This window comes from Allobosea sp. RAF48, assembly GCF_052114025.1.
Lineage (GTDB): Bacteria > Pseudomonadota > Alphaproteobacteria > Rhizobiales > Beijerinckiaceae > Allobosea.
The window spans coordinates 12,192-36,979 of sequence record NZ_JBFRDZ010000011.1 but is presented as its reverse complement, the minus strand read 5'-3'; the positions used below and the strand labels follow the sequence as shown (position 1 = coordinate 36,979).

Genomic DNA, 24,788 nt, shown 5'->3' with positions numbered 1-24,788 from the left:
GGAATCGACCCGAAGGCCTATTCCCGCTCTATGCGGATAACTTGCGGCGGTTCCGCGACATGACCGTCCGCGGTGACCTTTTCGAGCGCGGCACGGATGGCTGTCTCGCTCGTGGCATAGGTGATCAGCACGACCGGAACCGGCGCGCCGGAACGGCCTCCCGGATCACGGTTGGCGGCTTCGGGCGAGCGGCGCTGGACGATGCTCTCCAGCGAGATGTCCGCCTCGGCCATGCGGGTCGCGATCGCGGCCGCCGCACCCGGCCGGTCCGCGACGGCGAGGCGGACATAGTAGCCGCCTTCATGACGCTGCATCGGCGCGCGCTTGGCCTCCTCCAGACGGGCAACCGGCAAACCGAACGGCAGGCCGGCCGTGCCGCGCGCGACATCGGCGATGTCGGCGACCACCGCGGAAGCGGTCGGATCGCCGCCGGCGCCCGGGCCGACCAGCGTGATCTCGCGAACCGCATCGGCATCGACGCTGACGGCGTTGAGCACGCCCATCACCTGCGCGATGGCGGAGGATTTCGGCACCATCGTCGGGTGCACGCGCTGCTCGATGCCGGTCTTGGTGCGCTCGGCGACGCCGAGCAGCTTGATGCGGTAGCCCAGCTCATCGGCCATCTTCAGGTCGAGCGGCGTGATCGCGGAAATGCCTTCGACATGAATCGCTTCGGCATCGATCTTCGTACCGAAGGCGAGGCTGGTCAGGATCGCCAGCTTGTGGGCGGTGTCGAAGCCCTCGACGTCGAAGGTCGGATCGGCCTCGGCATAGCCCAGGCGCTGTGCGTCCCTCAGGCAGGCCTCGAAGGTCAGCCCCTCCAGCTCCATCCGCGACAGGATGTAGTTGCAGGTGCCATTGAGGATGCCGGAGATCCGGCCGACATTGTTGCCGGCCAGCGCCTCGCGCAGCGTCTTCACCACCGGGATGCCGCCGGCCGATGAGGCTTCGAAGGCTAGCGCTACGCCCTTGCTTTCGGCCAGTTCCGCCAGTGCCACGCCATGGGCCGCGAGCAGGGCCTTGTTGGCGGTGACGACATGCTTGCCGGCCGAGAGCGCGGCTTCGACCGCCGCCTTGGCCGGGCCGTCCGAGCCGCCCATCAGCTCGACCACGCAATCGACGTCGTCGGATTTCGCCAGCGCGACCGGATCATCGAACCAAACCAGGCCGCCAAGATCGACGCCGCGGTCGCGCTTGCGATCGCGGGCCGAGACGGCAACCACCCGGATCGACCGGCCGCAGCGTGCCGCCAGCGCATTCTCCTGCCGTTGCAGGATCTTCAGCACCGAGGCGCCGACCGTGCCGAGGCCGGCGAGGCCGATGCGCAGAGGGGACGATGAAGCTTGCGGCAGGGTCGAGATCATGGCGCCGGGTTGGCATGCGGCACGGGGCAAGTCAACGGAGAGCAATGCTGCACCGCCCTCCGAAATATCGTCGGCGCTACTCGCGCTGGGCCGAAACAACGAATGCGGCGATGCCTCCCTCGATCGGGCCGGAGCCGAACCGACGCTCCAGCGCCCTCGCCACAGACTCGGTCGCAGCCATCAGCCCCGGCGCGCCCCGTGCCTCGATTTCGCCGCGGATCGGCGTGCCCTGGCAGAAGCCCGTCGCGACATCGATCGCGGATTCGGCGCGGGAGCGCTTCTCGACACGCTCGATCACCGGCCGCGCGAAGCCGCCGGCCAAAAGATCGAGTTCTATCGTTCCGACGTCATGATAACCATGCGGCGTGCGCTCGATGAAGCGAGGAGGATCGGCCGGGAATGTCTCCGCCAACGCGTCCAGCAGCACCGCAGCGAAGTCGTTACTGGCGACCGCGTCCCAGACATTGAACAGATAGCGGCCGCCCGGGCGCAGAACGCGCCGCACTCCGCTATGGCTTTTCGGCTTGTCGGGAAAGAACATCACCCCGAACTGGCAGACTACGACATCGAAGCTCTCGTCCGCGAACGGCAGATCGAGTGCGTCCGCCTGCTGCCAGACGACCCTGTCGTCGCCCGCCAGCTGCGCAGCGGCAAGGTCGAGCATCGGCTGATTGAGATCGGTCGCGACGATGCTCGCGCCATCGAGACGCGCAGCCATCGCGCGCGTCAGCGCGCCCGTCCCGGCTGCAAGTTCGAGAATGCGCGAGGGCCGTGAGGCCATGACGCGAGCTGCCAGATCCTCGGCATAGGGTCGAAAGATCAGAGGTACGAGCAGCCGGTCGTAGATCTGCGGAATGGGACCGGCGAAAACCTTGTCCGTCGCTTCCATGGCAGCACCTGTTACAGCACCCCTCGGACAGGATAGCTCAGCGACTGACGTAACGAAACCGCATTATTCAAGCCACCGCGCGCATGCGCGCGGTGGTGAAGCACCGGCCCGAAGGACACGGCGCTTCAGCGATTTCCGCAACCTGTCTCAGCCGAAATGGCAGACGACCTCGGCAGCGACGCGCTTCACCTTGCCGTCCTCGAAGCCGAGATAGATGCGCAGCAAGTTGCTGCCGAAGGCCGTCGCCTTGATGGTGTGCAACGCCTCGATGGAGTTGCCTTCGGAAACCGTGCTGTTCTCGACCGCCGGGGTCCAGAACCAGGGCTTCGGCGGATCGATCGTGATCTCCGTGAGCTTGCGCTCGGCCTCGGCCCGCTCCGTCCCGACGGGGATGAAACGGGAGACGATCTCGGTGGCGTCGCGGGCGCATTCACGCCCGTTCGTGACCGACAGCACGTCGGAAACCAGCGCCGAGCGGGTCTGCGGGATGCGCCCCTTCGAGTAGTCATAGGTCGCAACGAGGCAGACCAGGGCGAAGACGGCAAAAGCGACGCCGAGCAGGCGGCCTTTTCGGAGCATGGAGACGGGCCTCGGACGCGGTGCGGAGCAGGCTGTCCGCACCGCATCGGTTCCCATGTTTTGCGCCCCCGTGTCCAGAGGCCGCAGCACCACACCCTCCGGAGATCCGCCCTACCCCGCCTTCGGCATCTGGATGACGTTGTGCAGCGTGGCGTCGGCGCCCTTCAGGAAGCGGCCGACATTGCGCGCTGCCTGGCGGATGCGCTGCTCGTTCTCGACGATGGCGATCCGGACATAGTCATCACCATGCTCGCCGAAGCCGATGCCGGGTGCGACCGCGACCTCGGCCTTCTCGATCAGGAGCTTGGAGAACTCCAGCGAGCCCAGATGGCGGAACTTTTCGGGGATCGCGACCCAGGCGAACATCGAGGCTTCCGGCGCCGGAAACTCCCAGCCCGCCTTGCCGAAGCTCTCGACCAGAGCGTCACGGCGCTTGCGGTAGATGTCGCGCATCTCGCGAATGCAGTCGTCGGGCCCGTTAAGCGCAGCCGCGGCCGCGACCTGGATCGGCGTATAGGCGCCGTAGTCGAGATAGGACTTCACCCGCGCGAGCGCGGCGAGCAGGCGCTCGTTGCCGACGGCGAAGCCCATGCGCCAGCCGGCCATGGAAAAGGTCTTCGACATCGAGGTGAATTCGACCGCGACGTCGATCGCGCCCGGCACCTGCAGCATCGAGGGCGGCGGGTTGTTGTCGTCGAAATAGACCTCGGCATAGGCGAGGTCCGACAGCAGGATGATGTCGTGCTTCTTCGCGAAGGCGACGAGGTCACGGTAGAAGTCGAGCGTCGCGACATAGGCCGTGGGGTTCGCGGGATAGCAGGTGACGAGCGCGATGGGCTTCGGCACCGAATGCGCCATCGCCCGCTCCAGCGCCGGGAACATCGCCGGGGTCGGCTCGGCGGGAACCGAGCGAATCACGCCGCCCGCCATCAGGAAGCCGAAGGCGTGGATCGGATAGCTCGGATTCGGCACGAGCACGACATCGCCCGGGCCGGTGATGGCCTGCGCCATGTTGGCGAAACCCTCCTTGGAGCCCAGCGTCGCGACGACCTGCGTCTCGGGGTTGAGCTTCACGCCGAAGCGGCGCTCGTAATAATTCGCCTGGGCGCGGCGGAGGCCGACAATGCCCTTCGAGGCGGAATAGCGGTCTGTGCGCGGCTTGCCGGCCGTCTCGACCAACTTCTCGATCACATGCTTCGGCGCCGGCAGGTCGGGATTGCCCATACCGAGATCGATGATGTCGACGCCCTTGGCGCGCTCGGCTGCCTTGATCTTGTTGACCTGTTCGAAAACGTAGGGCGGCAGGCGCTTGATACGGTGAAAATCGGTCATTTCGAACAGGTCCTCGGCCGGCGGCGCCGGCAGTGTCTTTTCGGGCGCGTGTCACTTCTTTGCGCAGGAGGTGCTTAGCACCGCATCTTTCGTCCGCACAGAACAAAAAACGCAATATTTTGCTGCTGCGACGAAATGGCGACACGAGCGCCGAACACCCCCTCTCTTCGCCGAGGCCGAAAATCAGTTCTGAGGAATCTTCGCAGGCTGAGGAGCGGGCGTCTCGCCCAGCGACTTCGCCTGAGTGCCGGCGCTTTCATTGGCCTGGCGCTTGGCCTCGAGCTGAGACTCGATCTTCTGGAAGTCCGAGCGCTTCTTGCACGGGTCATTGGGGCCGCGGGCCGGCTTCGGCGCCGCAAAGCGGGCCGCCTGCCCCGTCGGCACATAAGGAGCCGGTGGATTCGGCCCCGGGCAAAGCTGATCGACCCCGATCGTGCTGCCAACGGGGATGTATTGCGCATCCGCAGGGCGCGTCTCGCGGACGAAGCTCTTTGCCTCCTGCGGCGTCGTCGCCATGCCGGCCGCTTCCGCCACGCCCTTGACGCCCTCATCCCCGGCGCAGCCCGCCAGGGCGATGCCAGCAGCGGCCATCACCACCGCGATCCGAAGCGGCTTCCTCGCAGGCATCTCGATCGGCATGGGTTCTTCCAGCAAGTTTGTCGAATGTGCTTGGTAAAGCACAGCGGTTGCGTCCTTAATAGGACCAAAGTGGGAAGCCATGCGCTATCCTATGACGACAAGGGGGAAGACGACTCATGAACCGCCATGTCGACGACCGAGCAAAGGACCACAAAGGTTCCGCCGAGTCTCCGGTTCCTGACTTCGACCAGTTCGCGCAGAACATGGGACGGCTCGTAGAGGAATACGGCAAGGTCACCGCCGCCTATCTGAAGCCTCTGGAACGCGGCCAGACCAAGACCGGCCAGGCCGACGAGGCGAGCGACATGGTCAAGACGCTCGGCCGTGTCGCCGAGCAGTGGGTCAACGACCCCGCAAAGATCATCGAGGCGCAGGCTTCGTTGACCCGCGACTTCATGAATCTGTGGAGCGCGGCGCTGAAGCGCGCCAGCGGCGAGGAGGTCGCCCCGGTCGCCGAGCCCGACAAGCGCGACAATCGCTTCAAGGATCCGGACTGGACGAACCTCCCGACCTTCGACTTCATCAAGCAGGCCTATCTCATCGGCTCGCGCTGGGCCGAGACCATGGTCGAAAAGGCCGACGACCTCGACCCGCATACGCGCAACAAGGCGCGTTTCTACATCAAGCAAATCGCCGGAGCGCTCTCGCCGACCAATTTCGTCGCGACCAATCCCGAACTGCTGCGCGAGACGCTGCGTCAGAACGGCGAGAATCTGGTGCGCGGCATGAAGATGCTCGCGGAGGACGTCGAAGCCGGCGGCGGCGAGCTCAAGATTCGCCAGTCCGACGCCAAAGCCTTCGAGGTCGGCGTCAACATTGCGATGACGCCCGGCAAGGTGATTTTCCGCGACGACGTCATGGAACTGATCCAGTACACGCCGTCGACGCCGCAGGTACTGAAGCGACCGCTGCTGATCGTGCCGCCCTGGATCAACAAGTTCTATATCCTCGACCTCAACCCGGAAAAGAGCTTCATCCGCTGGTGTGTCGAGCAGGGGCTGACGGTGTTCTGCATCTCCTGGGTCAACCCCGACGCCCGGCATGCCACCAAGGATTTCGAAAGCTATATGCATGAGGGCATCTTCGCCGCCCTCGATACGATCGAACGCGCAACGGGCGAGAAGCGCGTTTCGGCCATCGGCTACTGTGTCGGCGGCACGCTACTTGGCATGACGCTCGCCTATATGGCCGCCATCGGCGACAAGCGGATCGAGAGCGCCACCTTCTTCACCACGCAGGTCGACTTCTCGCAGCCGGGCGAGCTTTCGGTCTTCGTGGACGAAGAACAGATCCACGCGATTGAAGAGCAGATGGCCAAGACCGGCTATCTCGATGGCTCGCGCATGTCGGGCGCCTTCAACATGCTGCGGCCCAACGACCTGATCTGGTCCTACGCGGTCAACAATTACCTGAAGGGCAAGACGCCCGCTGCCTTCGACCTGCTCTACTGGAACTCGGATTCGACCCGGATGCCGGCGGCGAACCATTCCTTCTATCTGCGCAACTGCTATCTCGACAACAAGCTCGCCAAGGGCGAGATGACGATCGACGGGAAGAAGCTGAATCTGCGGCGTGTGACGATGCCGGTCTACAATCTCGCCACGCGGGAGGATCACATCGCCCCGGCGCAATCCGTCTTCAACGGCTCGCAATGTTTCGGCGGCCCGGTGGAGCACGTCGTCGCGGGCTCCGGCCATATCGCAGGCGTCGTCAACCCGCCGAGCAAGGCGAAGTACCAGTACTGGACGGGCGGCCCGGCCAAGGGAAGCTATGCCGACTGGCAGGCGAAGGCCGAGGAACACCCGGGCTCGTGGTGGCCGCATTGGTTCGCCTGGCTCGAAGCGCAGGCACCGAAGAAGGTGGCGGCGCGCGAACCGGGGGGCGGCAAGCTGCCGGCGCTCGCGGATGCGCCCGGCACCTATGTCAAGGTCCGGGTCTGAGACGGTCCGAGGCGTGCCATCATCGGCGGATGGGCCGATACGCTGCGCAAGCCCGCGCCGCCTCGTCGAAGTCATCGAGAGGGCCAGGTATCGGAGCCCCGGAATAAGCAGGTGGATTGGCGCGCTCGCGAGCAGATGAACGAGCGGCCGATCCGCGCCTGCCGCTGAAATATCGGCCTGAACCCTTCGGGGCGGATCGCCGCCAACGACCTTGCCAGCATCGGAAACAGAAAAGCCGGCCCGAGGGCCGGCTTTTCGAGCACGTTCTGCGCTGAAGTCAGTACTTGCGAACCACCGGATGGACCGGGACGGTCTGAGTCGGGTCGTCCCAGCGATAGGTGATGCCGACCGAGGCGACGTGAACATAGGGCTTCGCTTCGGCGGTGTAGAACACGGCGCCCTGCTGCGGATGCGCGCCGTCGTAGTTCACCTTGGCCTTCTTCACGTCGATATAGGTGTAGCCGAGGTCGAGCTTGATCTTGTCGGTCAGCTGGTAGCTCGCGCCGGCGGAGAGCCAGAGCCGGTCGTTGTCGGAGATGAAGATCGTGCGGTTGCGGTCGTTGACGGCCGAGAGCTCATAGCCGACGCCAGCGCGCAGGGTCAGCGCGTTGCTGTACTTGTATTCCGCGCCGAGCGAGAAGAACCAGGCATCGTCATACTGGAAGTTCAGGCTCGTCGCCGGGATGCCGGCCTTGCTGACGACCGGGATGTTGCGGAAGCGGCTCCAGTTCGTCCATTCGACGCCAGCATGCACCTGCCACTGGTCGTTGATGACCTGCGAGACGCCGAACACCACCGAATCCGGCAGGTTGAGATTGGCCCTGACCGGGATGACCGCAAGTGGGGTGCGCAGCGTGCCTTCCAGCGTCTGGCGCACTTCCGAGCGATAGGCCAAGCCGATGTTGGTGCCCTGGAACGGCGTCAGCGTGAAGCCGAAGCGGTAGCCGAAATCGATCGTGTCGCCTTCGATGATGACCGGCGGTGCCGTCGGGCCGATGCCGGCTGCCTGCTTGAGGCTCGTATTGAGGTACTGGACCTGCAAAGCGGCACCGACGGAGAGCCAATCATTGACCTGGTAACCGATGGTCGGCGAGACGTTGATGGTCGTGACCTTGGCGGAACGGCCATAGATCTGAGCGGCATTCACCTGATCCTCGGCCTTCGAACGCAGGCCATAGGGCGCGCCGGTGTGCATACCGATCCAGAGGCGATCCGTGAGCTGCCAGGCCGAATAGGAGGCCGGGATGAAGCCGCCGTCACCGCCGATATTGCCCGTCCCGTTCTGGATCGGGCTGGCCGGCCCGAATGGCGAGCCGAGGCGTGTGACCGAAGTCGGATCGTAGCTGGCATTGGCGTTGAGGTAGGTGAAGTTCCAGTTGCTGGTGCGACCCGGGAACATGGTGATGGTCGCCGGGTTCCAGGCCATCGCGCCCATGCCGATGCCGCCGGACGCCGCGCCGGCAAACGCCATGCCGAGGCCTTCGGCACTCTGTCCGCTGCGGATCGCAAAGGAGCTCGCCGAAGCAGCGCCAGCAGCAAGGAGAGCAGCAAGTGAAACCGTGGCGGCTGCGGCAGTACGAACGAGGCCCTTCATCGAATCCATCCCGGCTAAGGTTCTTCGAGGTTACGCGCCCTCGCTTGATTCGAAGCATGCCGCGAGCGGTTTCCTGCCGCAATCCCGCCGGCATCGCCCAAAAACGGCCTCTGGATTTCCTTATTCGCGGTTGCGAGAGGCCAAAAATGGCCAAAAGCGACCGATTTCGCGACATCGCTCGCTCGATCGTTCAGAAAAGGATGGTTTATATCAGAACTATTGCCGATTTTGCGCCGGCAGCATCCCCCCGGCCTGCCGCGCACTCATCGTTGAGAAAGTCGCTTTGGAGCGCGCCGTTGCAATCGGGCAACATCTTGGGCACCCTGCTGCCGCGGGCGGGCCATGCACAGAGACGGACTTGTGTTTCGCCGTCACATCCGTTCAGAGTCAAAAACCCATTTAGATCGTTTGAAACGGGGGAAACACCTTGAAACTGCTCCGCTACGGCGCGCTCGGCCAGGAAAAACCGGCCCTTCTCGATGCCCAGGGCAAGCTGCGCGACCTGTCCGGCGTCATCCCCGATGTTGCCGGCAAGGCGCTGACCTCGGCCTCGCTCGCCAAGATCAAGGCGGTCTCGCCTGAATCGCTGCCGCTGGTGTCGGGCGCGCCGCGCATCGGCGCCTGCGTCGGCGATGTGCGCAACTTCATCGCCGTCGGCCTGAATTTCGCCGACCATGCCGCCGAGACGGGCGCGGCGATCCCCAAAGAGCCGATCCTGTTCAACAAGACGCCGAACTGCATCGTCGGCCCCAATGACGACGTCATCATCCCGAAGGGCTCGAAGAAGACGGATTGGGAAGTCGAGCTCGCGATCGTGATCGGCGACGGCGGCTCCTACATCGAAGAGAAGGATGCGATGGCCGCGATCGCCGGTTTCTGCGTCTGCAACGACGTCTCCGAGCGCGAATTCCAACAGGAGCGCGGCGGCCAATGGGCCAAGGGCAAGGGCTGCCCGACCTTCGGGCCGCTCGGCCCCTGGCTGGTGACCGCCGACGAGATCAAGGACATCCAGGACCTCGGCATGTGGCTCGAGGTCGATGGCGAGCGCGTCCAGAACGGCTCGACCAAGACGATGATCTTCGGCGCCGCCTATCTCGTCCACTATATCAGCCAGTTCATGCGCCTCGATCCAGGCGACGTGATCACCACCGGTACGCCCCCCGGCGTCGGCCTCGGCTTCAAGCCGCCGCGCTTCCTGAAGGGCGGCGAAGTGGTGACGCTCGGCATCGAAGGCCTCGGCGAGCAGAAGCAGAACTTCGTCGCCTACAAGGGCTGAGTTCTCGCGCGGGACGCGCCAGGCGCCCGCTCAGCGACAGCATGAGACGCCGGCCATCGCCGGCGTCTTTCTGTTTGATCGATGGAAACGCCGCAAGCCATCCGATGGATGCGCGGCGCAACCGGTGGCCAGCGCGCATAAAAAACGCCGCCAGAGCCGCTTGACCCGGCCTTGACGGCGCAAAGTTACGTTCGCTGACGGCCACGCCGTCTTTGCCTCGCCACTCTCACCCGCTTTCGACGGGCTTACATCCCCCAAATGGGGGGTCCCGCACTCAACGCGGCGGCGCGGCCGTCTTGAGCAGTCCGACGAGGTCCGCCTGCCGGCGTGAGCCCGTTTTTGCCAGAATGCGCTTCAGCGTCGTGCGGGCCGTCGCCTCGGTCACGCCGAGGCGCTGCGCCGCTTCGCGGGGCGTGTGCCCGCCCGCGATCGCAGCCGCCAGACGCGCTTCCGCCGGCGTCAGATCGAAGAGCCCGCCGATCAGCCCGGCCTCAGGCCCGGCCCCCGCCGTTACCGGCGTCGCGACCACGATGGCGCTGGCGAAGGAAAACACGTCACGGGCCTGCCCGCGTACCGGCGAGAGATGCAGCACCATCGGCGCCCCGCCACGGCGTGCCGGTATCGGCAGAGACCGCACCGGTTGGGGCAGATCAGGCCGCGACAGAGCCGCAATGGCGGCAGCCAGCAGATCGTCCGCGGGAGCATGCGCCACGGCAAGGCGTGCCGCGCGATCCTGGAAGACACCGGGCATCAGATCCTGAAACAGAGCGTTGGCATCGATCACCTGCCCCCGCAACCCAAGGACGGCGGCGGGAAGCCCCATCACTTCGAGGGCCTGCGAGGCGGCTCGCGCCCGCTCCATCGCCAGCCGACGCCCAAGCAAACCAGCGCGCGCGAAATGCGACCGCAGGCTGTCCAAGGCGGAGATGCCCCTGGCGTCGACATAGCCTTCGGTCAAGGACCGCTCGCAATGAACGATCGTCATGTCGCCTGACGGCGCCGCGATGGCGGTCGCGACAGCGGAACCATAGCCGGCCGGAATCAGGATGTCCTGATAGAGCGGCGCGCTCGCGATCTCGTCCGGGCTGAAAACGTCCTTGTCCGTGATGAAGCCATGCCGGCCATGGACGAGCAGACGTTGCGCCCGCTCGTTGATGCCGAACGGGATGCGCCGCAGCACTTCCTCGTAAGCCTCGCCAAACTCGGGAGAGGATGCGATCAGGCGTGCGTCGTCATCAAGTACCGTGCCGAGCAACGCTTCCTTGCAGCCGGCGAGTCTGGCCGTATCCCGCAGGACGCGAGACCAGCCCTCAGGCACGATCGCGGCTTCATAAATGCCGTCGATCAGCGTGTTTTCGAACTCACTGCCCGCCACGATTTCCCTCTGCCCAGGAGGGTAACCTTGCCGCAGCAAGCTGGCCTCCCCCAATTGGTGGAGGCCAGCTTAGCCTTTAGACGTAATCGGCGGTCGGGAGCCCTCTGCGCGCGCTCAGCCTTCCGGCAGGCCGAGCATCAGGCGGATGTTCTGGACAGCCGCGCCCGAGGCACCCTTGCCGAGATTGTCCAGGCGAGCGACGAGCACGGCCTGGCCGAGATCGTCCTGCCCGAAGACGCGCAGCTCGAGCTTGTTGGTGTCGTTCAGCGCTTCCGGCTCGATCTTGCCGCCCATGCCGTCCTGGGAGTGCACGCTGACATAGGTCGAGCCGGCATAGCGCTCGGCCAGCGTATGGTGGAGATCGCCGACGCTCGGCCGCCCCGGCAGCGTATCGAGATGCAGCGGAACCGAAACCAGCATGCCCTGCCGGAAATTGCCGACGGAGGGCACGAAGATCGGCCGCCGGGTCAGCCGCGAATAGGCCTGCAACTCGGGCAGGTGCTTGTGGCGCAGGCCGAGCCCGTAGAGCTCGAAGGCCGGCGCGACACCGGTCTCGAACTCCTCGATCATCGACTTGCCGCCGCCGGAATAGCCGGAGACGGCGTTGACCGTGACGGGATAGTCATGCGCCATCAGCCCGGCATCGACGAGGGGGCGCAGCAGCGCGATGGCGCCTGTCGGGTAGCAGCCCGGATTGGCGACGCGATCGGCCTTGGCGATCTTCTCGGCATGGCCCGGCTCGAGCTCGGCAAAGCCGTAGACCCAGCCTGGCGCAACGCGATGGGCGGTCGCGGCATCGACGATCTTGGGCGCGTCCGTGCCGAGCTGGTCGGCAAGCGCAACCGATTCCCTGGCAGCTTCGTCCGGCAGGCAGAGCACGACGAGATCGACGCTCGCCATCATGTCCTTGCGGGCAGCCGGGTCTTTGCGCTTGCCCGGGTCGATGCTCTTGACCGCAACCTCCGGCACGGCCGCCAGCCTCTCGCGGATACCGAGACCCGTGGTGCCGGCTTCGCCGTCAATGAAGATGGTTTTCAGGTTCTGGCTCATCAGGACCCCCGATCGCTGGACACGCGCGTCAATGGATGGGCTTCAGGCATAAAAAAACCGCGCTTCACGGCGCGGTCGCGGGCGTTCGGTCACAGGCCGAGCGTCATCGCGGGCGCGCCGGAGCGGCCGGAAACGAGCGACGTCGGGAAAGGTTGCTGACCATGGGCTCGATATGAGGGAGCCACAGCGCCCTGTCAATAACGACACGGCGCAGCCTGAAGCATAACCGCACCGCGCCATGTTCGCGGCGGTTCCGGTGGTCGACGGCGGCGCTCGTCTTTTCCGAGTCGCTGCAACGGCTTGCAGGCGCTGGCTCCGACTTCAAATCCGCGGCTTCGCAAACTGATTCAACCCGCGTTCTTCAGCGCCAGCGACTGGATATGGTGCTGTGCGATGGTCGCGGCGGCGATCGCGGTGATGTCGGCATGGTCGTAGGGCGGCGAGACCTCGACGACATCCATGCCGCGGATGTCGAGCTCGCGGAACGCCCAGAGCATGCGCAGGGCCTGATCCGCGCTGAGCCCGCCCGAGACCGGCGTGCCCGTGCCGGGCGCGAAGGCCGGGTCGAGCGCATCGATGTCGAAGGTGAGGTAGGCCGCCCCCTGCCCCACCCGCTCCCGGATGCGCTCCGCCGTCCCGGCGACGCCGAGCGCATGCGCATCATAGGCGTCAATCCTGGCGATGCCGCAGTCGCGCGGTGCGACCGTGCGGATGCCGATCTGGATCGAGCGCTCGACATCGATCAGCCCTTCCCGGACCGCTTCCAGCACGAAGCTGCCATGACCGATCCCGCCGGGACCGTCGTCCCAGGTATCCTGATGGGCATCGAACTGGATCAGTGCCAGCTTGCCATGGCGGGCGACATGGGCGCGCAGCAGCGGCAGGGTGATGAAATGGTCCCCGCCCAGCGTGACGAGATGGGCGCCAGTGGCGAGGATGCCAGCAGCCTCCGTTTCGATCGCCGCGGCACAGCCCGGCAGATCGCCGCGCGGCAAGGCGCAGTCGCCATAGTCGACGGCCGAAAGTCGTGCAAAGGGGTCGATGCCGGACGGGTATTGCGGATCGCCGTCGAAGATCGCGCTGGCGCGCCGGATCGCCTGAGGCCCGAAACGCGCGCCCGGCCGATTGGTGACGGCGAGGTCGAAGGGTACGCCCCAGATCACGAGATCGCAGCCCGCGACGTCCTTGCCGTAAGGCCGGCGCATGAAGGACAGCGCGCCGGCATAGGTCGGATCCGCAGCGCCGTCGCGCCTGCCGCCAGTGAAGGCGTGATCGATAGGCGGCTTGTCGCTGGCTTCGGTCATGATCGTCCTTCGAATCAGCGGCGCGCGGTGAACCAGACAAACAGGCACCAGGGCAGGATCAGCGCGAGCGCCGTCAGCACGAGCCGGAACATCGTCCAGGCGTTGGGATTGTTGAGCGCGCGGCCGTCCAGCTCCGGCACGCCATGGATGAAGCCGAGCGCCACCGCCGGAGCGAGGAAGATGGCCAGCGCCCGGCCGATGCGCCGCGCACGCGGCATATCCTCGCGCGCCAGCATCAGCAAAGCCGGCACCGCAATCATGCCGAAGGCGATGAGAGTGAGAATGACGCGCATGGGCTCTTGCTACATCAGGGGCGAACAGCGCGCGAGAGGCAGCTCTCTCCTTCACGCCCGAGCGCAATTCGTAAGCCTCCGCATAATAAGGAAGCACATGATTGTGATCGCCGCTCCAAAATGCCACGGATCAAGCCGCAGGAGCGTCTCTTTCCGGGAAGCATCCTTCGGTGTTCCTGCAAGCCTGCGGGAACGAATAACCCTTGCCTATCAATGCAGTGGTTTCGGAGGCAGCTTATGAAGACAACACTGGCCGCAACGGCGTTCGCCCTGACCCTCGCCCTTGGAGGCATCGCCGTGCAATCGGCCGCCTCAGCCCATCCGGCAGCACCAAATCCGGCGCTGATGGGTACCGGGGGCCTGGTCACCACCGTAGCCGCCAAGGCGCATCAGCCGGCCGAGAACAAGCTCGCTCCGCAAACCCAGCAGGAGCCGCAGGAATATCCGAAGTACCACGACCAGGCGACGGACGCCTACTACTCGCCGCCCCTGAAGGCCAATCCCTGCCGATTCACGCAGGCTCCCATCGATGGCGTGATGAAGCAGGTCGAGGTCTGCGACTGACGATCTCGAGTTGCTCGGGGCCATCCTTGCCCCGCAACGAGTTGTTGAGTGTGGCGTTGCGTTGCGTTGCGTCGCGAGCGGGTCATCCGACCCGCTCGCTCCGAGGCCCGATCACGAGGCCTGCGCGCTTTGAAGCCGCCGAGCTACAGCCTCCGGCGGAAGCCCGCGCGGCGACATCAGCGGCCGCCGGAGACCTTCAGGATCACGCCCGTCGTGTAGCTCGATGCTTCCGACAGAAGAAACAGCACCGCCTCGGCGATCTCGTCGGCAGTCGCTGCGCGCTTCAGCGGGATCAGCGGCGCGATGCGCGCGACACGGCCGGCCTCCCCCGTCGAAAGCGCGTGGATTTCCGTCTCGGTGATGCCGGGCGCCACCGCATTCACGCGGATGCCATGGCCCGCCAGTTCCTTGGCGAGGCCGATGGTGAGGGAATCGACGGCCCCCTTCGAGGCGGCGTACCAGACATATTCGCCGGGAGAGCCCAATTCCGCCGCGACGGAGGATATGTTGACGATCGCCCGTGCCGGCGCCGCTTCGTTGGCGAGAAGCGCCCGGGCCGCCTCGCGCGCGACCAGAATCGCACCGGTCACGTTGACGTCGATGCACTCCCGGATCACGGCGGTATCAGCCTCGGCCAACGAGCTCGACTTGCCGGTGATGCCGGCATTGTTGACGACATGGGTGAGCGGGCCGAGCGCTGCCTTGGCTTCCGCGAAGATGCGGATGATGTCGGTTGCGCTCGCCATGTCGCCCCGCAACGCGACAGCTTTCGCGCCGGCGGCCTGGCAGGCTTCGACGACCTCGGCCGCGGCCTTGTCGTTGCTCTGGTAGTTCACCGCGACATCGTAGCCGCGCCCCGACGCCATGATGCAGGTCGCCGCGCCGATGCCGCGGCTGCCACCGGTGACGAGAAGGACGGGGCGGGTCATGGCGGGCTCCTGCTGATCGGTCGAAGAGGCGCCAGAGAATACGAAAAGGGCGACTCTTGCGAAGCCGCCCTTCCGCATATCGGATGATCCGGAAACGATCAGCGCTTCGAAAAATAGAATCTTACATTTACGAATAGCGTCGCGCGCGAAGGTCAATCACGCGCTCGTCGCACGGCCTTCGACACGAACCGCCTGAGCGCTCCCACCGGTCGAGACGGTCAAGGACGTGATGTGACGCGTTCGAGCCAGATCTCGTGCCAGAAGATCAGTTCATTCTGGGGGCATAGCCCGAGATATTCTCCGGTCGCGGCCACACCTGCCAGGACAATGCAAGCACTGCCCATCGACAACATTTTTCCGCTGGCCTCGTCGACAATGGTTCGCACAACCGACGCGACGCGAAACTCCCCGCCGCAAAACCGATGCATTTCGCGATCGAACCACAACCCACGATTTTTCGACAGGTAATTCAACGTTTGTTCGATCTCCAATCGCGTCTTCACGCGCACGATTTCTCCCGGCTGGAGATCGAGCACTTCCTTTGGACTGGTCTTGCGGTCTGTCGGCTCGCGGTAGGGCGCCTCCGCACCGCGGAGTTTGCGCTGCACGGTGTTGAACAGCGCGAGTGCGACGGCCACGATGAACGGACCGAGCCGGACATTGCCCGAACGCAATTCACGCCAGTAGTGCCTCGGGTCACGCCAACTCAATCGTGCTGTCGCCGTCGGCAGCTCGGTCATTTGACAAGCGTACCGCTCCTCGCCATCGGCCGATCTGACCCTCGTGTATGTGTTCAGCCTCGACGCGTCGGCCGCTTCCAGCGCGGGCAAATCCACCTCGGCGCTGTCGCTCGGGGCGAGCCAAGCCTCTTTCCAGATGAGTTGACAACCGGCCTGGCAGCCACCGTGTCCTGCGCCATCACACCGCAATTCATCCAGCAGCACCGCGTCCTGCAAACGCCGCAGATGAGGTGCCGTAGGGCCGTAATAATAGTGGATCTTCTCGACACGCCGAAAGACGCGGAGACGTTTACCGCAGTGGCGCGACATCTCGGGCATGAACGGCAGGCCGTCCAACCGACCTTCGTCATCGAGTGTCGTCGCGATTTCCGCGAAGGGCCGGATCTTGACCCACTCGCCCGGCCGGAGCCGCAATCGAGCCGGCGATCCGGGAAGCAGGCTTAGCAGCTTCCGTCGTAGGTGAACGAAAGCACCGGCGGCGCATTCGCGCGGACGCTTGGAGTAGTAGGGTTGGCCGCGCAGTTCCATCGCGTCACGGGACAGACCAATGAGTCCGCCCAACACGACGAGACCAGCGAGGGCTGCGGCCGCCAAACAAAACACGAAGAACAGGATCGCGACGAGCCAGGGAACAGCAAAGGCTGCACCTCCGGTCAGTATCGCTATTAAAAAGAAGGCCGATGCGGCCACAGACGTCCTTTGGTAACTGCTCCGATTGTTCGACATGCAGTTGGCGCCCCGTTAAAAATTCATAAAAATCTCTCTTTTTAAAACAACTACACGGCTTAACTTGATTTATACGTCGATATAATCGGCCTATAACCAATTATCGTAGTTTCAACCTATTACATTCCGTAACTGACTTCAAGTTTCCACTCTGTCGAACCCAGTTGCCGGTCTTCTCGGTCAATTTGCGAAAACTGGAGCGCCTGTGAAAGCCAATCAGAGCCGGTACCGGCGTTTCCAAAGATTCTGCCATCTTATATTTCCCGCAATCCCTCGGGCGCATTGACGTGCCCCGCCCGAATTCCAGTCATCGACAAGCTTGGTCCATCGCACCGGAGATGGACCGTGCGGCGCGATCGTTTCAATGTGGAGATGTCAAAAACCGAGGCTGGAATCCCGGCCCCGTCAGGGGCGTTTCCGAGCCCATGTCAATAAAAAAGAGGGTTGGCATTTCTGCCAACCCTCTGATTTTGAAACTCTTTTGAAGAGTGTAATCAGCGCTTCGAGAACTGGAAGCTGCGGCGGGCCTTGGCCTTACCGAACTTCTTACGCTCGACGACACGCGAGTCGCGGGTCAGGAAGCCTTCCTTCTTGAGCGGGCCGCGAAGCTCCGGCTCGTAGAAGGTCAGCGCCTTGGAGATGCCATGGCGCACCGCGCCGGCCTGGCCGGAGAGGCCGCCCCCCTTGACCGAGACGACGACGTCGTACTGGGTCACACGGTCGACGAGCTGCAGCGGCTGCTTGAGCACGAGGCGCAGCACCGGGCGAGCGAAGTAGATCTCCTGATCGCGGCCGTTTACGGTGACCTTGCCCGAGCCGGGCTTGATCCAGACGCGGGCGATCGCGTTCTTGCGCTTGCCGGTGGCGTAGGCGCGGCCCTGCGCATCGACCTTCTTGACGTGGACGGGAGCAGCGGGCTGCTCAGGCTTGGCGACTTCGCCGAGCTGGGCGAGAGACTGAAGAACTTCGGCCACGGTCAGACCCTCTTGTTCTTGCTGTTGAGCGCGGCGACGTCGAGCGCCTCCGGCGACTGGGCAGCGTGCGGATGCTCCCCGCCCTTGTAGACGCGCAGGTTGCCGAGGATCTGGCGGAAGAGCGGGCCGCGCGGCAGCATGCGCTCGACAGCCTTCTCGACGATACGCTCCGGGAAGCGACCTTCCAGGATGAACTTGGCCGAACGCTCCTTGATGCCGCCCGGGAAGCCAGTGTGGTGGTAGTACACCTTCTGGTCACGCTTGCGGCCGGTCAGGGAGACCTTCTCGGCGTTGATGACGATGACATTGTCGCCGCAGTCGACGTGGGGGGTGTAGGCGGCCTTGTGCTTGCCGCGCAGACGCATCGCCACAACGGAGGCGAGACGGCCGACGACGAGCCCGGAGGCGTCGATCACAACCCACTTCTTTTCGACATCGGCGGGCTTGAGCGAGACGGTCTTCATCGCGGTACCCCTTCGGTTGCGTAAAAAAGGACAAGCCGCCGGAGAGCCCGGCGGCGGTGTGGCGTCGGGATAGGGGCAAGGAAGCCGGCTGTCAAGCGTTACCGTCGACACTCAAAAGCAGAAAACGCCGATTTTTCAATTGCCTGAGAAAAACGGTATCATGATACCGCATTAATTTGCGCACCCCCGTCATTGCGAGCGCAGCGAAGCAATCCAGGAGAGCCGGGCCGAACGGTCCCAACCAGTCCTCCTGGATTGCTTCGTCGCTTCGCTTCTCGCAATGACGGGATAGGCTTGCAGAACGGACATCGACTCACCGCTCCGCCGGGATCGAATAGGTCCCCGTCGCATGGCAGACCATCTCGGTCTCACCCTGCGAATAGAGGCGGACTTCGCCGACGGCGAGCCGCTTTCCGAGTTTCAGGAGCTTCGCTTCGCCGATCAGGGCCGCCTGCCCGGGCTTGCGCAGGAAGTTGAAGCTGAGGCTCGTCGTTACCGCGAGGCCGACCGGGCCGATCTGGGCGAGGATCGCCGCATAGAGCGCTAGGTCGGCCAGCGCCATCATCGTCGGCCCCGAAATGGTCCCGCCCGGACGCAGATGCTTCTCGTGGTAGTCGCAGCGCATCCGGGCCGTCATGGGCCCGACCTCCTCGATGAAATAGGTGCGGCCGCCATGGTGGAGCTGCGGGAATACCTCGTCGAGATAGCTCTCGATCTCGGCGGCGCTCATGCGGATCGTCATGCGAAAAACCGAAGCCTAAGGCGGAAGTTCTCCCCTTGCAGCATGGTCGGCCGCCCCCGACAATAGGGCAAAATGCGAAGGCGGCTCGCGCAAATATGGCGGCGCGGGCGGTGCCGGGAAGGATCGTCATGAACGCGCATCACCAACCGGACACCGCCATCCTCCTGCGCGAGGATGCCGAGGGCATCGCGACGCTGACGCTGAACCGCCCGCAGGCTCGCAATCCTCTGAGCGAAGCAATGCTGGCCGCGCTGAGCGAGGCCTTCACCGCCATCGCCGCCGACCGCTCGGTGCGGGCCGTCATCCTTGCCGCCGCAGGCCCCGTCTTCAGCGCCGGGCATGATCTGAAGGAAATGACCGCCCATCGCGCCGATGCGGATCGGGGCCGCGCCTATTTCGAAGATATCCTCGGGCGCTGCTCGGCGATGATGCAGCAGATCACCGCCCTGCCCCAGCCGGTCATCGCGGCCGTCGAAGGCACCGCCACCGCCGCAGGGTGCCAGCTCGTCGCGAGCTGCGACCTCGCTGTCACTGGCAGCGACGCCCGTTTTTGCACGCCGGGCGTCCATATCGGCCTGTTCTGCTCGACGCCGATGGTCGCGCTCTCACGCAACCTCTCGGCCAAGCACGCCATGGAGATGCTGCTGCTCGGCGAGATGGTGCCAGCCGACGAGGCCTTGCGGATGGGGCTCGTCAACCGCGCCGTGCCGGCGGGCGGAGCCCTGGCGGAAGCCCGTCGTCTCGCCGCGACCATCGCCGCGAAGTCATCAGCGACGGTCAAGATCGGCAAGCGCGCCTTCTACGAGCAGCGCGAGATGGGGCTGAAGGCCGCATACGACCACGCTTCGGCGGTCATGGTCGAGAACATGCTCGCGCGCGACGCCGAGGAAGGGATCGGCGCGTTCATGGAAAAGCGCGCGCCGATCTGGGAATCATAGCAGGCCCGGCACATCGACTGCCGGGCTTGTCCTGCAGTGTATTCAGACGATTTCCCGATAGTGGTGTTCCACGACCGGTGCAGGCGTGGCGGCCTCGCCCTCACGAGCCGGCTCCGCCGGCAGTTGCAGGACTGTGGCGCGCTGGCCCTCCACCAAGCTCGTCACCATCACCAAGCGGCCGTCCGGCAGTTCGAGCGCATCGTGATGGACATAGGGCTTGTCGAGATCGACCTGGCGGAAACGCGCGACCCTGGCACGATATCTCCGGTTGGGCAGCAGCCCCATGCCGCGATCACACTCGATATCGGCCGCGAAGGCCAGCTCCGTCCCGGGCATGACGCAGACGGCCACGTCCGCCCGGCCGACAGCGCAGAAGCCGCGGGTGCTCGCTTGCGGAAAGCGGGTCGAAACCAGCTCGTCGCCGACCTTGGCTGGAGTGGACATCACATTGTGCAGGCTATAGTCGCACATGGCAGGCCCTCCTTTTCACTGACAGGTCGGGGGCCATCCCCGACGCATCAGCAAAGCACGAAAGCATGGCGGGCCTATGTTGAGCGTGCCTTGACATGCCGCAGGAGCGTTTTGATACCCTTCACTTTTCTGCGAGTGCCCGCAATTGAGCCACGATTCCTACGACGATGCTGCGATCCGTCGCATCCTGCGCGAAACGAAGCGGATCGCGCTGGTCGGCGCCTCCGCGAATGAGGCGCGCCCAAGCTGGATCGTGACGAAATACCTGCTCGACCGCGGCTACGATGTCGTTCCGGTCAATCCCGGCCTCGCCGGGCAGACCATCCTGGGCAGGACGGTCTACGCCTCGCTCAAGGACGTCCCCGGCCCGATCGACATGGTCGAGATCTTCCGCAACTCGCAAGCCGCCGGGCCGATCACCGACGAGGCATTGGCGCTCGATCCCCTGCCCAAGGTGATCTGGATGCAGCTCTCGGTGCGCAATGACGAGGCCGCGGCCCGCGCCGAGGCGAAGGGCGTCACCGTCATCATGAATCGCTGCCCGAAGATCGAGTATGGCCGGCTGTCGGGCGAGATCGGCTGGCAGGGCATCAACTCGCGCATTCTTTCCGCCAAGAAGCCGGTACTGGCCGGCAAGGGCTTCCAGAAGCTGACGATCAATCGGCCGGGGACATAAATCCGAGTTTCTCGGGTCAAGCCCGAGAATGACGCGCAAGGGAGAGGCAGGACAATGCGCGAGCTCGCGACGACCTGCTGCATCGTCGGCGGCGGACCGGCCGGGATGATGCTGGGCTTCCTGCTGGCACGGGCCGGCGTCGACGTGACGGTGCTGGAAAAGCACGCCGACTTCCTGCGGGATTTCCGCGGCGACACCATTCACCCCTCGACGATGCAGTTGATGCAGGAACTCGGCCTGCTCGACGACTTCCTGAAGCTGCCGCACACCGAGGAACGGCGCATCGTCGCGCGCTTCGGCAACGAGGACGTGCCGATAGCGGATTTCAGCCATCTGCCGGTCGCGGCGCCCTATATCGCCTTCATGCCGCAATGGGATTTCCTGGATTTCCTCGCCGATCGAGGCAGGGACCTGCCGCATTTCAACCTGCTGATGCGGGCGAAGGCGACCGGGCTCATCCGCGAGGGTGGGCGCGTGACCGGAATCACCGCGGAAACGGAGGACGGCGAGACGACGATCACGGCCGATCTCGTCGTTGCGGCGGACGGGCGCCATTCAGACCTGCGGCGGGCGGGCGGCTTCACCGTCAACGAGATCGGCGCGCCGATGGATGTGCTCTGGTTCCGCCTGTCGCGGCGCGAGAGCGATGCGGCGCAGACTTTCGGGCAGGTCGCGCGCGGGCGCTTCGCGGTGATGCTCAACCGCGGCGACTACTGGCAATGCGCCTATGTGATCCCAAAGGGCACGCTGGAAAAGCTTCAGGCTGCCGGCCTCGACGCCTTCAAGGCGAACCTCGCCGAACTGCTGCCGATCCTGGCCGATCGCGCCGGCGAGATCGCAAGCTGGGACGATCTCAAACTGCTCTCGGTCGCCGTCGACCGGCTGGAGCGCTGGTGGCAGCCGGGGGTGCTCTGCATCGGCGATGCGGCCCATGCGATGTCGCCGATAGGCGGCGTCGGCGTGAATCTGGCGATCCAGGATGCTGTGGCCGCCGCCAACCAGTTGGCGGCCCCGTTGCGGGAGAGACGAGTCTCAGACAGCGACCTTGCCGCCGTGCAGGAGCGCCGGACCTTCCCCACGAAGGCGACGCAAGGCCTTCAGGTCGCGATCCAGAACCGCGTCATCACGCCTATCCTCGCCGGTAGCGGACCGGTGCAGCCGCCGCTCCTGCTCAAGCTCCTGCAGTGGTGCCCACCGCTACGCCGCATCCCGGCGCGGCTCGTAGGCATGGGTTTCAGGCCCGAGCATATCGGGCCGGAGCTGGCGCTGCGCCCCTGAATTGACGCTGCCGGCAGCGTTCGTTAAATCGAACGAACGGTTTCATCAAAAGTGTCAGGGAGAACGCCATGTCCGATCGTGCACCCGGTTTCAGCACACTCGCCATCCATGCCGGAGCGGCTCCCGATGCGGCGACGGGCGCCCGCGCCACGCCGATCTACCAGACAACCTCCTTCGTCTTCGACGATGTCGACCATGCCGCCTCGCTGTTCGGCCTGCAGGCCTTCGGCAACATCTACACTCGTATCGGCAACCCGACGAATGCGGTGCTGGAGGAGCGCGTCGCGGCGCTGGAGGGCGGTACGGCGGCGCTCGCCGTGGCCTCGGGCCATGCGGCCGAGTTCCTGAGCTTCCACGCTTTGCTGCAGCCGGGCGACGAGTTCGTCGCGGCGCGCAAGCTCTATGGCGGCTCGATCAACCAGTTCAACCACTCCTACAAGAACTTCGGCTGGAACGTGATCTGGGCCGATTCCGACGATATCGAGAGCTTCGCCAAGGCGGTGACGCCGAAGACCAAGGCGATCTTCATCGAATCCATCGCCAATCCCGGCGGCGTCGTCGTCGACATCGCCGCGATCAGCGCAATCGCCAAGAAGCACAATATCCCGCTCATCGTCGACAACACGATGGCGACGCCCTATCTGCTGCGCCCCTTCGAGCACGGCGCCGACATCGTCGTGCATTCGGCCACCAAGTTCCTCGGCGGCCACGGCAACTCGATCGGCGGGCTGATCGTCGACGGCGGCTCGTTCAATTGGGTCGGCGACGACCGCTACCCGATGCTCTCCAAGCCCCGGCCTGAATATAACGGCATGGTGCTGGGCGAGACCTTCGGCAATTTCGCCTTCGCCATCGCGACCCGCGTGCTCGGCCTGCGCGATCTCGGCCCGGCGCTCTCGCCCTTCAACGCCTTCATGCTGCTGACCGGCATCGAGACCCTGCCCTTGCGCATGCAGCGCCATTGCGAGAGCGCGCAGAAGGTCGCCGAGCATCTTGCCAAGCACCCGGCGGTGGAATGGGTCAGCTATCCCGGCCTGCCCGGCGACAAGTACCATGACCTCGCCAAGCGCTATGTGCCGAAGGGCGCGGGCTCGGTGTTCACCTTCGGGCTCAAGGGCGGCTACGACGCCGGCGTGAAGCTGGTCTCGAACCTCAAGCTGTTCTCGCACCTCGCCAATATCGGCGATACGCGCTCGCTGGTGATCCACCCGGCCTCGACCACCCACCGCCAGCTCACCGACGAGCAGAAGGCGGCATCAGGCGCCGGCCCACAGGTCGTCCGCCTCTCGATCGGCCTCGAGGATGTCGAGGATCTGGTCGCGGATCTCGATCAGGCGCTGGCGTGACGTCCCGCGTCATTCTCGGGCGGCGCCATGCGCCGACCCGGGAATCTCCTGCCGGAAAGGGCGCCCTTCCGCGTTGGCAATCGGGAGCTCACCGTCAAGAGATGCTCGGGGCGAGCCCGAGCATGACGAGCCTCATGCTCCCGCCACCCGCCCCGTCCGGGTGACATGGACCACCGCCATCGCCAGCACTGCGAAGGCGAGCGCCTGATGCGCCAGCCCGGCCCAGAGCGGCACGACCAGCAGCAAGGTGACGATGCCGAGCGCAGCCTGCGCCGTCATCAGGCCGGCGATCGCCGTCGCGCGCTTCGCCGCGCTCGATTGAGGGCCGACCCGCCGCAGGCGAACCGCCTGCCAGAGGGCGAAGGCGAACAGCACATAGGCGCCGAGGCGGTGGTTGAACTGCACCAGCGCGACATTGTCGACGAAGTTCTCCCAGAACGGCGTCTGGGCGAAGAGCAACGAGCCGGACGGCACAAGCGCTCCGTCCATCAGCGGCCAGGTGTTGAAGGTGAAGCCCGCCTTCGAGCCGGCGACGAGCCCGCCGAGCGCGATCTGGACAAAGGTCAGCGCAAGGAGCAGCCAGGCCATGGCGCGGCTGCCGACGGTTTCGGGCCGGCGCAGCGGCGTCAGCCATGTCGCGAAGGCGACGACCGAGGCGAAGAATAACCCGGCGAAGGTGAGGTGCAGCGTCAGCTTCACCGGCGCGACGGCGACCATGCCGGGCTGCAGGCCGGAAGCCACCATGATCCAGCCGATCGTGCCCTGCAGGCCGAGCAGCAGCCCCATGCCGAACAGCGTCGCGATCTGGCGCGCCGGCAGCAGGCGGCGCAGCGCCACGACGAGGAAGCCGGCGAGATAGACGAGCCCGATGAAGCGGCCGAGCTGACGATGGCCCCATTCCCACCAGTAGATGAACTGGAATTCGCCGAGGCTCATGCCGTTGTTGAGGATCTGGTATTGCGGGCTCGCCTGGTACTTGGCGAACTCCTCGGCCCAGGCCTGTGCCGAGATCGGCGGCAAGGCCCCGGTGATCGGCTTCCATTCGGTGATGGAAAGGCCCGAACCGGTCAGCCGCGTCGCGCCGCCGACCACGACCATCACGAAGACGAGGCCCGCCACTGTCCAGAGCCAGCGGCGGATGCCGGCATGATCGGCCTTGGCGATATCGCCGGCAGTCTGGTTGAGCGCAACGGTCACGGGTGCGGGGCTTTCGGTCGCAGAAGCTGGCTGGCGCTTCACAAGCGCCTTCGCCGGTGACATAGACCCCTCGCGACGGCGCGACAACGCCCGCAATGCCGCAGCAGC

Annotated in this window: 24 protein-coding genes; 7 read left to right on the top strand and 17 right to left on the bottom strand. The window is 65.1% G+C overall.

Features of this window, described 5'->3' with window-relative positions; genetic code table 11:
• Nucleotides 1–17: 17 nt before the first annotated feature.
• The 5 genes from AB4Z10_RS19310 to AB4Z10_RS19290 all read right to left on the bottom strand — a co-directional run bounded on the left by AB4Z10_RS19310 (nt 18) and on the right by AB4Z10_RS19290 (nt 4,803).
• Nucleotides 18–1,364: a homoserine dehydrogenase gene (locus AB4Z10_RS19310; RefSeq protein ID WP_441472007.1), complete on the bottom strand. Its 1,347-nt coding sequence runs from the start codon at nt 1,362–1,364 to the stop codon at nt 18–20.
• Between the two features lie 76 nt (nt 1,365–1,440).
• On the bottom strand, nt 1,441–2,253 hold the full coding sequence (locus AB4Z10_RS19305; RefSeq protein ID WP_441472006.1) for a class I SAM-dependent methyltransferase: 813 nt from the start codon (nt 2,251–2,253) through the stop codon (nt 1,441–1,443).
• Between the two features lie 147 nt (nt 2,254–2,400).
• A complete protein-coding gene (locus AB4Z10_RS19300) occupies nt 2,401–2,832 on the bottom strand; it encodes a hypothetical protein (protein ID WP_441472005.1) in 432 nt (143 codons plus the stop codon).
• 111 nt (nt 2,833–2,943) lie between these two features.
• Nucleotides 2,944–4,164: an LL-diaminopimelate aminotransferase gene (locus tag AB4Z10_RS19295; protein WP_441472004.1), complete on the bottom strand. Its 1,221-nt coding sequence runs from the start codon at nt 4,162–4,164 to the stop codon at nt 2,944–2,946.
• A gap of 183 nt (nt 4,165–4,347) precedes the next feature.
• Nucleotides 4,348–4,803 (bottom strand): hypothetical protein, encoded by a 456-nt coding sequence (locus tag AB4Z10_RS19290; protein WP_441472003.1) that lies wholly within the window; start codon nt 4,801–4,803, stop codon nt 4,348–4,350.
• Nucleotides 4,804–4,919: 116 nt separating this feature from the next.
• Here AB4Z10_RS19290 and AB4Z10_RS19285 point away from each other — a divergent pair, with 116 nt between their 5' ends.
• The gene (locus AB4Z10_RS19285) at nt 4,920–6,743 is read left to right on the top strand and encodes a PHA/PHB synthase family protein (protein WP_441472002.1); all 1,824 of its coding nucleotides are present in this window, start codon (nt 4,920–4,922) and stop codon (nt 6,741–6,743) included.
• 277 nt (nt 6,744–7,020) lie between these two features.
• On the opposite strand, the gene AB4Z10_RS19280 is transcribed toward AB4Z10_RS19285, so the two are convergent.
• Entirely contained in the window at nt 7,021–8,337 is a 1,317-nt protein-coding gene (locus AB4Z10_RS19280; RefSeq protein WP_441472001.1) for an OmpP1/FadL family transporter, read from the bottom strand.
• A 427-nt stretch (nt 8,338–8,764) separates the two neighbouring features.
• On the opposite strand from AB4Z10_RS19280, the gene AB4Z10_RS19275 reads away from it, so the two are divergent.
• Nucleotides 8,765–9,613, top strand: coding sequence for a fumarylacetoacetate hydrolase family protein (locus AB4Z10_RS19275; RefSeq protein ID WP_441472000.1), 849 nt, complete (start codon nt 8,765–8,767; stop codon nt 9,611–9,613).
• Between the two features lie 274 nt (nt 9,614–9,887).
• Here the strand turns inward: AB4Z10_RS19275 and AB4Z10_RS19270 are convergent, their stop codons facing one another.
• The 4 genes from AB4Z10_RS19270 to AB4Z10_RS19255 form a co-directional block, all read right to left on the bottom strand.
• Entirely contained in the window at nt 9,888–10,988 is a 1,101-nt protein-coding gene (locus AB4Z10_RS19270; RefSeq protein ID WP_441471999.1) for a helix-turn-helix transcriptional regulator, read from the bottom strand.
• A gap of 114 nt (nt 10,989–11,102) precedes the next feature.
• Nucleotides 11,103–12,038, bottom strand: a complete 936-nt coding sequence (gene argC / locus AB4Z10_RS19265) for an N-acetyl-gamma-glutamyl-phosphate reductase (protein WP_441471998.1) — start codon at nt 12,036–12,038, stop codon at nt 11,103–11,105.
• Nucleotides 12,039–12,385: 347 nt separating this feature from the next.
• On the bottom strand, nt 12,386–13,342 hold the full coding sequence (gene speB, locus AB4Z10_RS19260; RefSeq protein WP_441471997.1) for an agmatinase: 957 nt from the start codon (nt 13,340–13,342) through the stop codon (nt 12,386–12,388).
• A gap of 14 nt (nt 13,343–13,356) precedes the next feature.
• Nucleotides 13,357–13,635 (bottom strand): hypothetical protein, encoded by a 279-nt coding sequence (locus tag AB4Z10_RS19255; RefSeq protein ID WP_441471996.1) that lies wholly within the window; start codon nt 13,633–13,635, stop codon nt 13,357–13,359.
• A gap of 237 nt (nt 13,636–13,872) precedes the next feature.
• On the opposite strand from AB4Z10_RS19255, the gene AB4Z10_RS19250 reads away from it, so the two are divergent.
• Nucleotides 13,873–14,199, top strand: a complete 327-nt coding sequence (locus AB4Z10_RS19250; protein WP_441471995.1) for a hypothetical protein — start codon at nt 13,873–13,875, stop codon at nt 14,197–14,199.
• Between the two features lie 176 nt (nt 14,200–14,375).
• Here AB4Z10_RS19250 and AB4Z10_RS19245 read toward each other — a convergent pair whose 3' ends face one another.
• The 5 genes from AB4Z10_RS19245 to AB4Z10_RS19225 all read right to left on the bottom strand — a co-directional run bounded on the left by AB4Z10_RS19245 (nt 14,376) and on the right by AB4Z10_RS19225 (nt 18,774).
• Nucleotides 14,376–15,128, bottom strand: coding sequence for an SDR family oxidoreductase (locus AB4Z10_RS19245; RefSeq protein ID WP_441471994.1), 753 nt, complete (start codon nt 15,126–15,128; stop codon nt 14,376–14,378).
• A gap of 218 nt (nt 15,129–15,346) precedes the next feature.
• The gene (locus AB4Z10_RS19240) at nt 15,347–16,558 is read right to left on the bottom strand and encodes a hypothetical protein (protein ID WP_441471993.1); all 1,212 of its coding nucleotides are present in this window, start codon (nt 16,556–16,558) and stop codon (nt 15,347–15,349) included.
• A 530-nt stretch (nt 16,559–17,088) separates the two neighbouring features.
• Nucleotides 17,089–17,568 carry a 30S ribosomal protein S9 gene (rpsI, locus tag AB4Z10_RS19235; protein WP_441471992.1) on the bottom strand — a complete coding sequence of 160 codons (480 nt, stop codon included), beginning with the start codon at nt 17,566–17,568 and terminating at the stop codon, nt 17,089–17,091.
• Between the two features lie 2 nt (nt 17,569–17,570).
• A complete protein-coding gene (gene rplM, locus AB4Z10_RS19230) occupies nt 17,571–18,032 on the bottom strand; it encodes a 50S ribosomal protein L13 (protein WP_199090932.1) in 462 nt (153 codons plus the stop codon).
• A 313-nt stretch (nt 18,033–18,345) separates the two neighbouring features.
• The gene (locus AB4Z10_RS19225) at nt 18,346–18,774 is read right to left on the bottom strand and encodes a PaaI family thioesterase (RefSeq protein ID WP_441471991.1); all 429 of its coding nucleotides are present in this window, start codon (nt 18,772–18,774) and stop codon (nt 18,346–18,348) included.
• A gap of 128 nt (nt 18,775–18,902) precedes the next feature.
• On the opposite strand from AB4Z10_RS19225, the gene AB4Z10_RS19220 reads away from it, so the two are divergent.
• The gene (locus AB4Z10_RS19220) at nt 18,903–19,712 is read left to right on the top strand and encodes an enoyl-CoA hydratase (protein ID WP_441471990.1); all 810 of its coding nucleotides are present in this window, start codon (nt 18,903–18,905) and stop codon (nt 19,710–19,712) included.
• A 42-nt stretch (nt 19,713–19,754) separates the two neighbouring features.
• On the opposite strand, the gene AB4Z10_RS19215 is transcribed toward AB4Z10_RS19220, so the two are convergent.
• A complete protein-coding gene (locus AB4Z10_RS19215) occupies nt 19,755–20,183 on the bottom strand; it encodes a hypothetical protein (protein ID WP_441471989.1) in 429 nt (142 codons plus the stop codon).
• A gap of 145 nt (nt 20,184–20,328) precedes the next feature.
• On the opposite strand from AB4Z10_RS19215, the gene AB4Z10_RS19210 reads away from it, so the two are divergent.
• The 3 genes from AB4Z10_RS19210 (at nt 20,329) to AB4Z10_RS19200 (ending at nt 23,483) form a co-directional block, all read left to right on the top strand.
• Nucleotides 20,329–20,859, top strand: a complete 531-nt coding sequence (locus tag AB4Z10_RS19210; RefSeq protein ID WP_441471988.1) for a CoA-binding protein — start codon at nt 20,329–20,331, stop codon at nt 20,857–20,859.
• 54 nt (nt 20,860–20,913) lie between these two features.
• Complete coding sequence (locus AB4Z10_RS19205) at nt 20,914–22,137, top strand: FAD-dependent oxidoreductase (protein WP_441471987.1); 1,224 nt, start codon at nt 20,914–20,916, stop codon at nt 22,135–22,137.
• A 68-nt stretch (nt 22,138–22,205) separates the two neighbouring features.
• A complete protein-coding gene (locus tag AB4Z10_RS19200; RefSeq protein WP_441471986.1) occupies nt 22,206–23,483 on the top strand; it encodes an O-acetylhomoserine aminocarboxypropyltransferase in 1,278 nt (425 codons plus the stop codon).
• 132 nt (nt 23,484–23,615) lie between these two features.
• On the opposite strand, the gene AB4Z10_RS19195 is transcribed toward AB4Z10_RS19200, so the two are convergent.
• Nucleotides 23,616–24,743, bottom strand: a complete 1,128-nt coding sequence (locus AB4Z10_RS19195) for a COX15/CtaA family protein (RefSeq protein WP_441471985.1) — start codon at nt 24,741–24,743, stop codon at nt 23,616–23,618.
• Nucleotides 24,744–24,788 lie beyond the last annotated feature (45 nt).

Excerpts from the sequence above, each read along its gene's own strand:
- AB4Z10_RS19310 (WP_441472007.1), bottom strand. The coding sequence starts at position 1,364 with ATGATCTCGACCCTGCCGCAAGCTTCATCGTCCCCTCTGCGCATCGGC.
- AB4Z10_RS19305 (WP_441472006.1), bottom strand. The coding sequence starts at position 2,253 with ATGGAAGCGACGGACAAGGTTTTCGCCGGTCCCATTCCGCAGATCTAC.
- AB4Z10_RS19300 (WP_441472005.1), bottom strand. The coding sequence starts at position 2,832 with ATGCTCCGAAAAGGCCGCCTGCTCGGCGTCGCTTTTGCCGTCTTCGCC.
- AB4Z10_RS19295 (WP_441472004.1), bottom strand. The coding sequence starts at position 4,164 with ATGACCGATTTTCACCGTATCAAGCGCCTGCCGCCCTACGTTTTCGAA.
- AB4Z10_RS19290 (WP_441472003.1), bottom strand. The coding sequence starts at position 4,803 with ATGCCGATCGAGATGCCTGCGAGGAAGCCGCTTCGGATCGCGGTGGTG.
- AB4Z10_RS19285 (WP_441472002.1), top strand. The coding sequence starts at position 4,920 with ATGAACCGCCATGTCGACGACCGAGCAAAGGACCACAAAGGTTCCGCC.
- AB4Z10_RS19280 (WP_441472001.1), bottom strand. The coding sequence starts at position 8,337 with ATGAAGGGCCTCGTTCGTACTGCCGCAGCCGCCACGGTTTCACTTGCT.
- argC (WP_441471998.1), bottom strand. The coding sequence starts at position 12,038 with ATGAGCCAGAACCTGAAAACCATCTTCATTGACGGCGAAGCCGGCACC.
- speB (WP_441471997.1), bottom strand. The coding sequence starts at position 13,342 with ATGACCGAAGCCAGCGACAAGCCGCCTATCGATCACGCCTTCACTGGC.
- AB4Z10_RS19255 (WP_441471996.1), bottom strand. The coding sequence starts at position 13,635 with ATGCGCGTCATTCTCACTCTCATCGCCTTCGGCATGATTGCGGTGCCG.
- AB4Z10_RS19250 (WP_441471995.1), top strand. The coding sequence starts at position 13,873 with ATGAAGACAACACTGGCCGCAACGGCGTTCGCCCTGACCCTCGCCCTT.
- AB4Z10_RS19245 (WP_441471994.1), bottom strand. The coding sequence starts at position 15,128 with ATGACCCGCCCCGTCCTTCTCGTCACCGGTGGCAGCCGCGGCATCGGC.
- rplM (WP_199090932.1), bottom strand. The coding sequence starts at position 18,032 with ATGAAGACCGTCTCGCTCAAGCCCGCCGATGTCGAAAAGAAGTGGGTT.
- AB4Z10_RS19225 (WP_441471991.1), bottom strand. The coding sequence starts at position 18,774 with ATGACGATCCGCATGAGCGCCGCCGAGATCGAGAGCTATCTCGACGAG.
- AB4Z10_RS19220 (WP_441471990.1), top strand. The coding sequence starts at position 18,903 with ATGAACGCGCATCACCAACCGGACACCGCCATCCTCCTGCGCGAGGAT.
- AB4Z10_RS19215 (WP_441471989.1), bottom strand. The coding sequence starts at position 20,183 with ATGTGCGACTATAGCCTGCACAATGTGATGTCCACTCCAGCCAAGGTC.
- AB4Z10_RS19205 (WP_441471987.1), top strand. The coding sequence starts at position 20,914 with ATGCGCGAGCTCGCGACGACCTGCTGCATCGTCGGCGGCGGACCGGCC.
- AB4Z10_RS19200 (WP_441471986.1), top strand. The coding sequence starts at position 22,206 with ATGTCCGATCGTGCACCCGGTTTCAGCACACTCGCCATCCATGCCGGA.
- AB4Z10_RS19195 (WP_441471985.1), bottom strand. The coding sequence starts at position 24,743 with ATGTCACCGGCGAAGGCGCTTGTGAAGCGCCAGCCAGCTTCTGCGACC.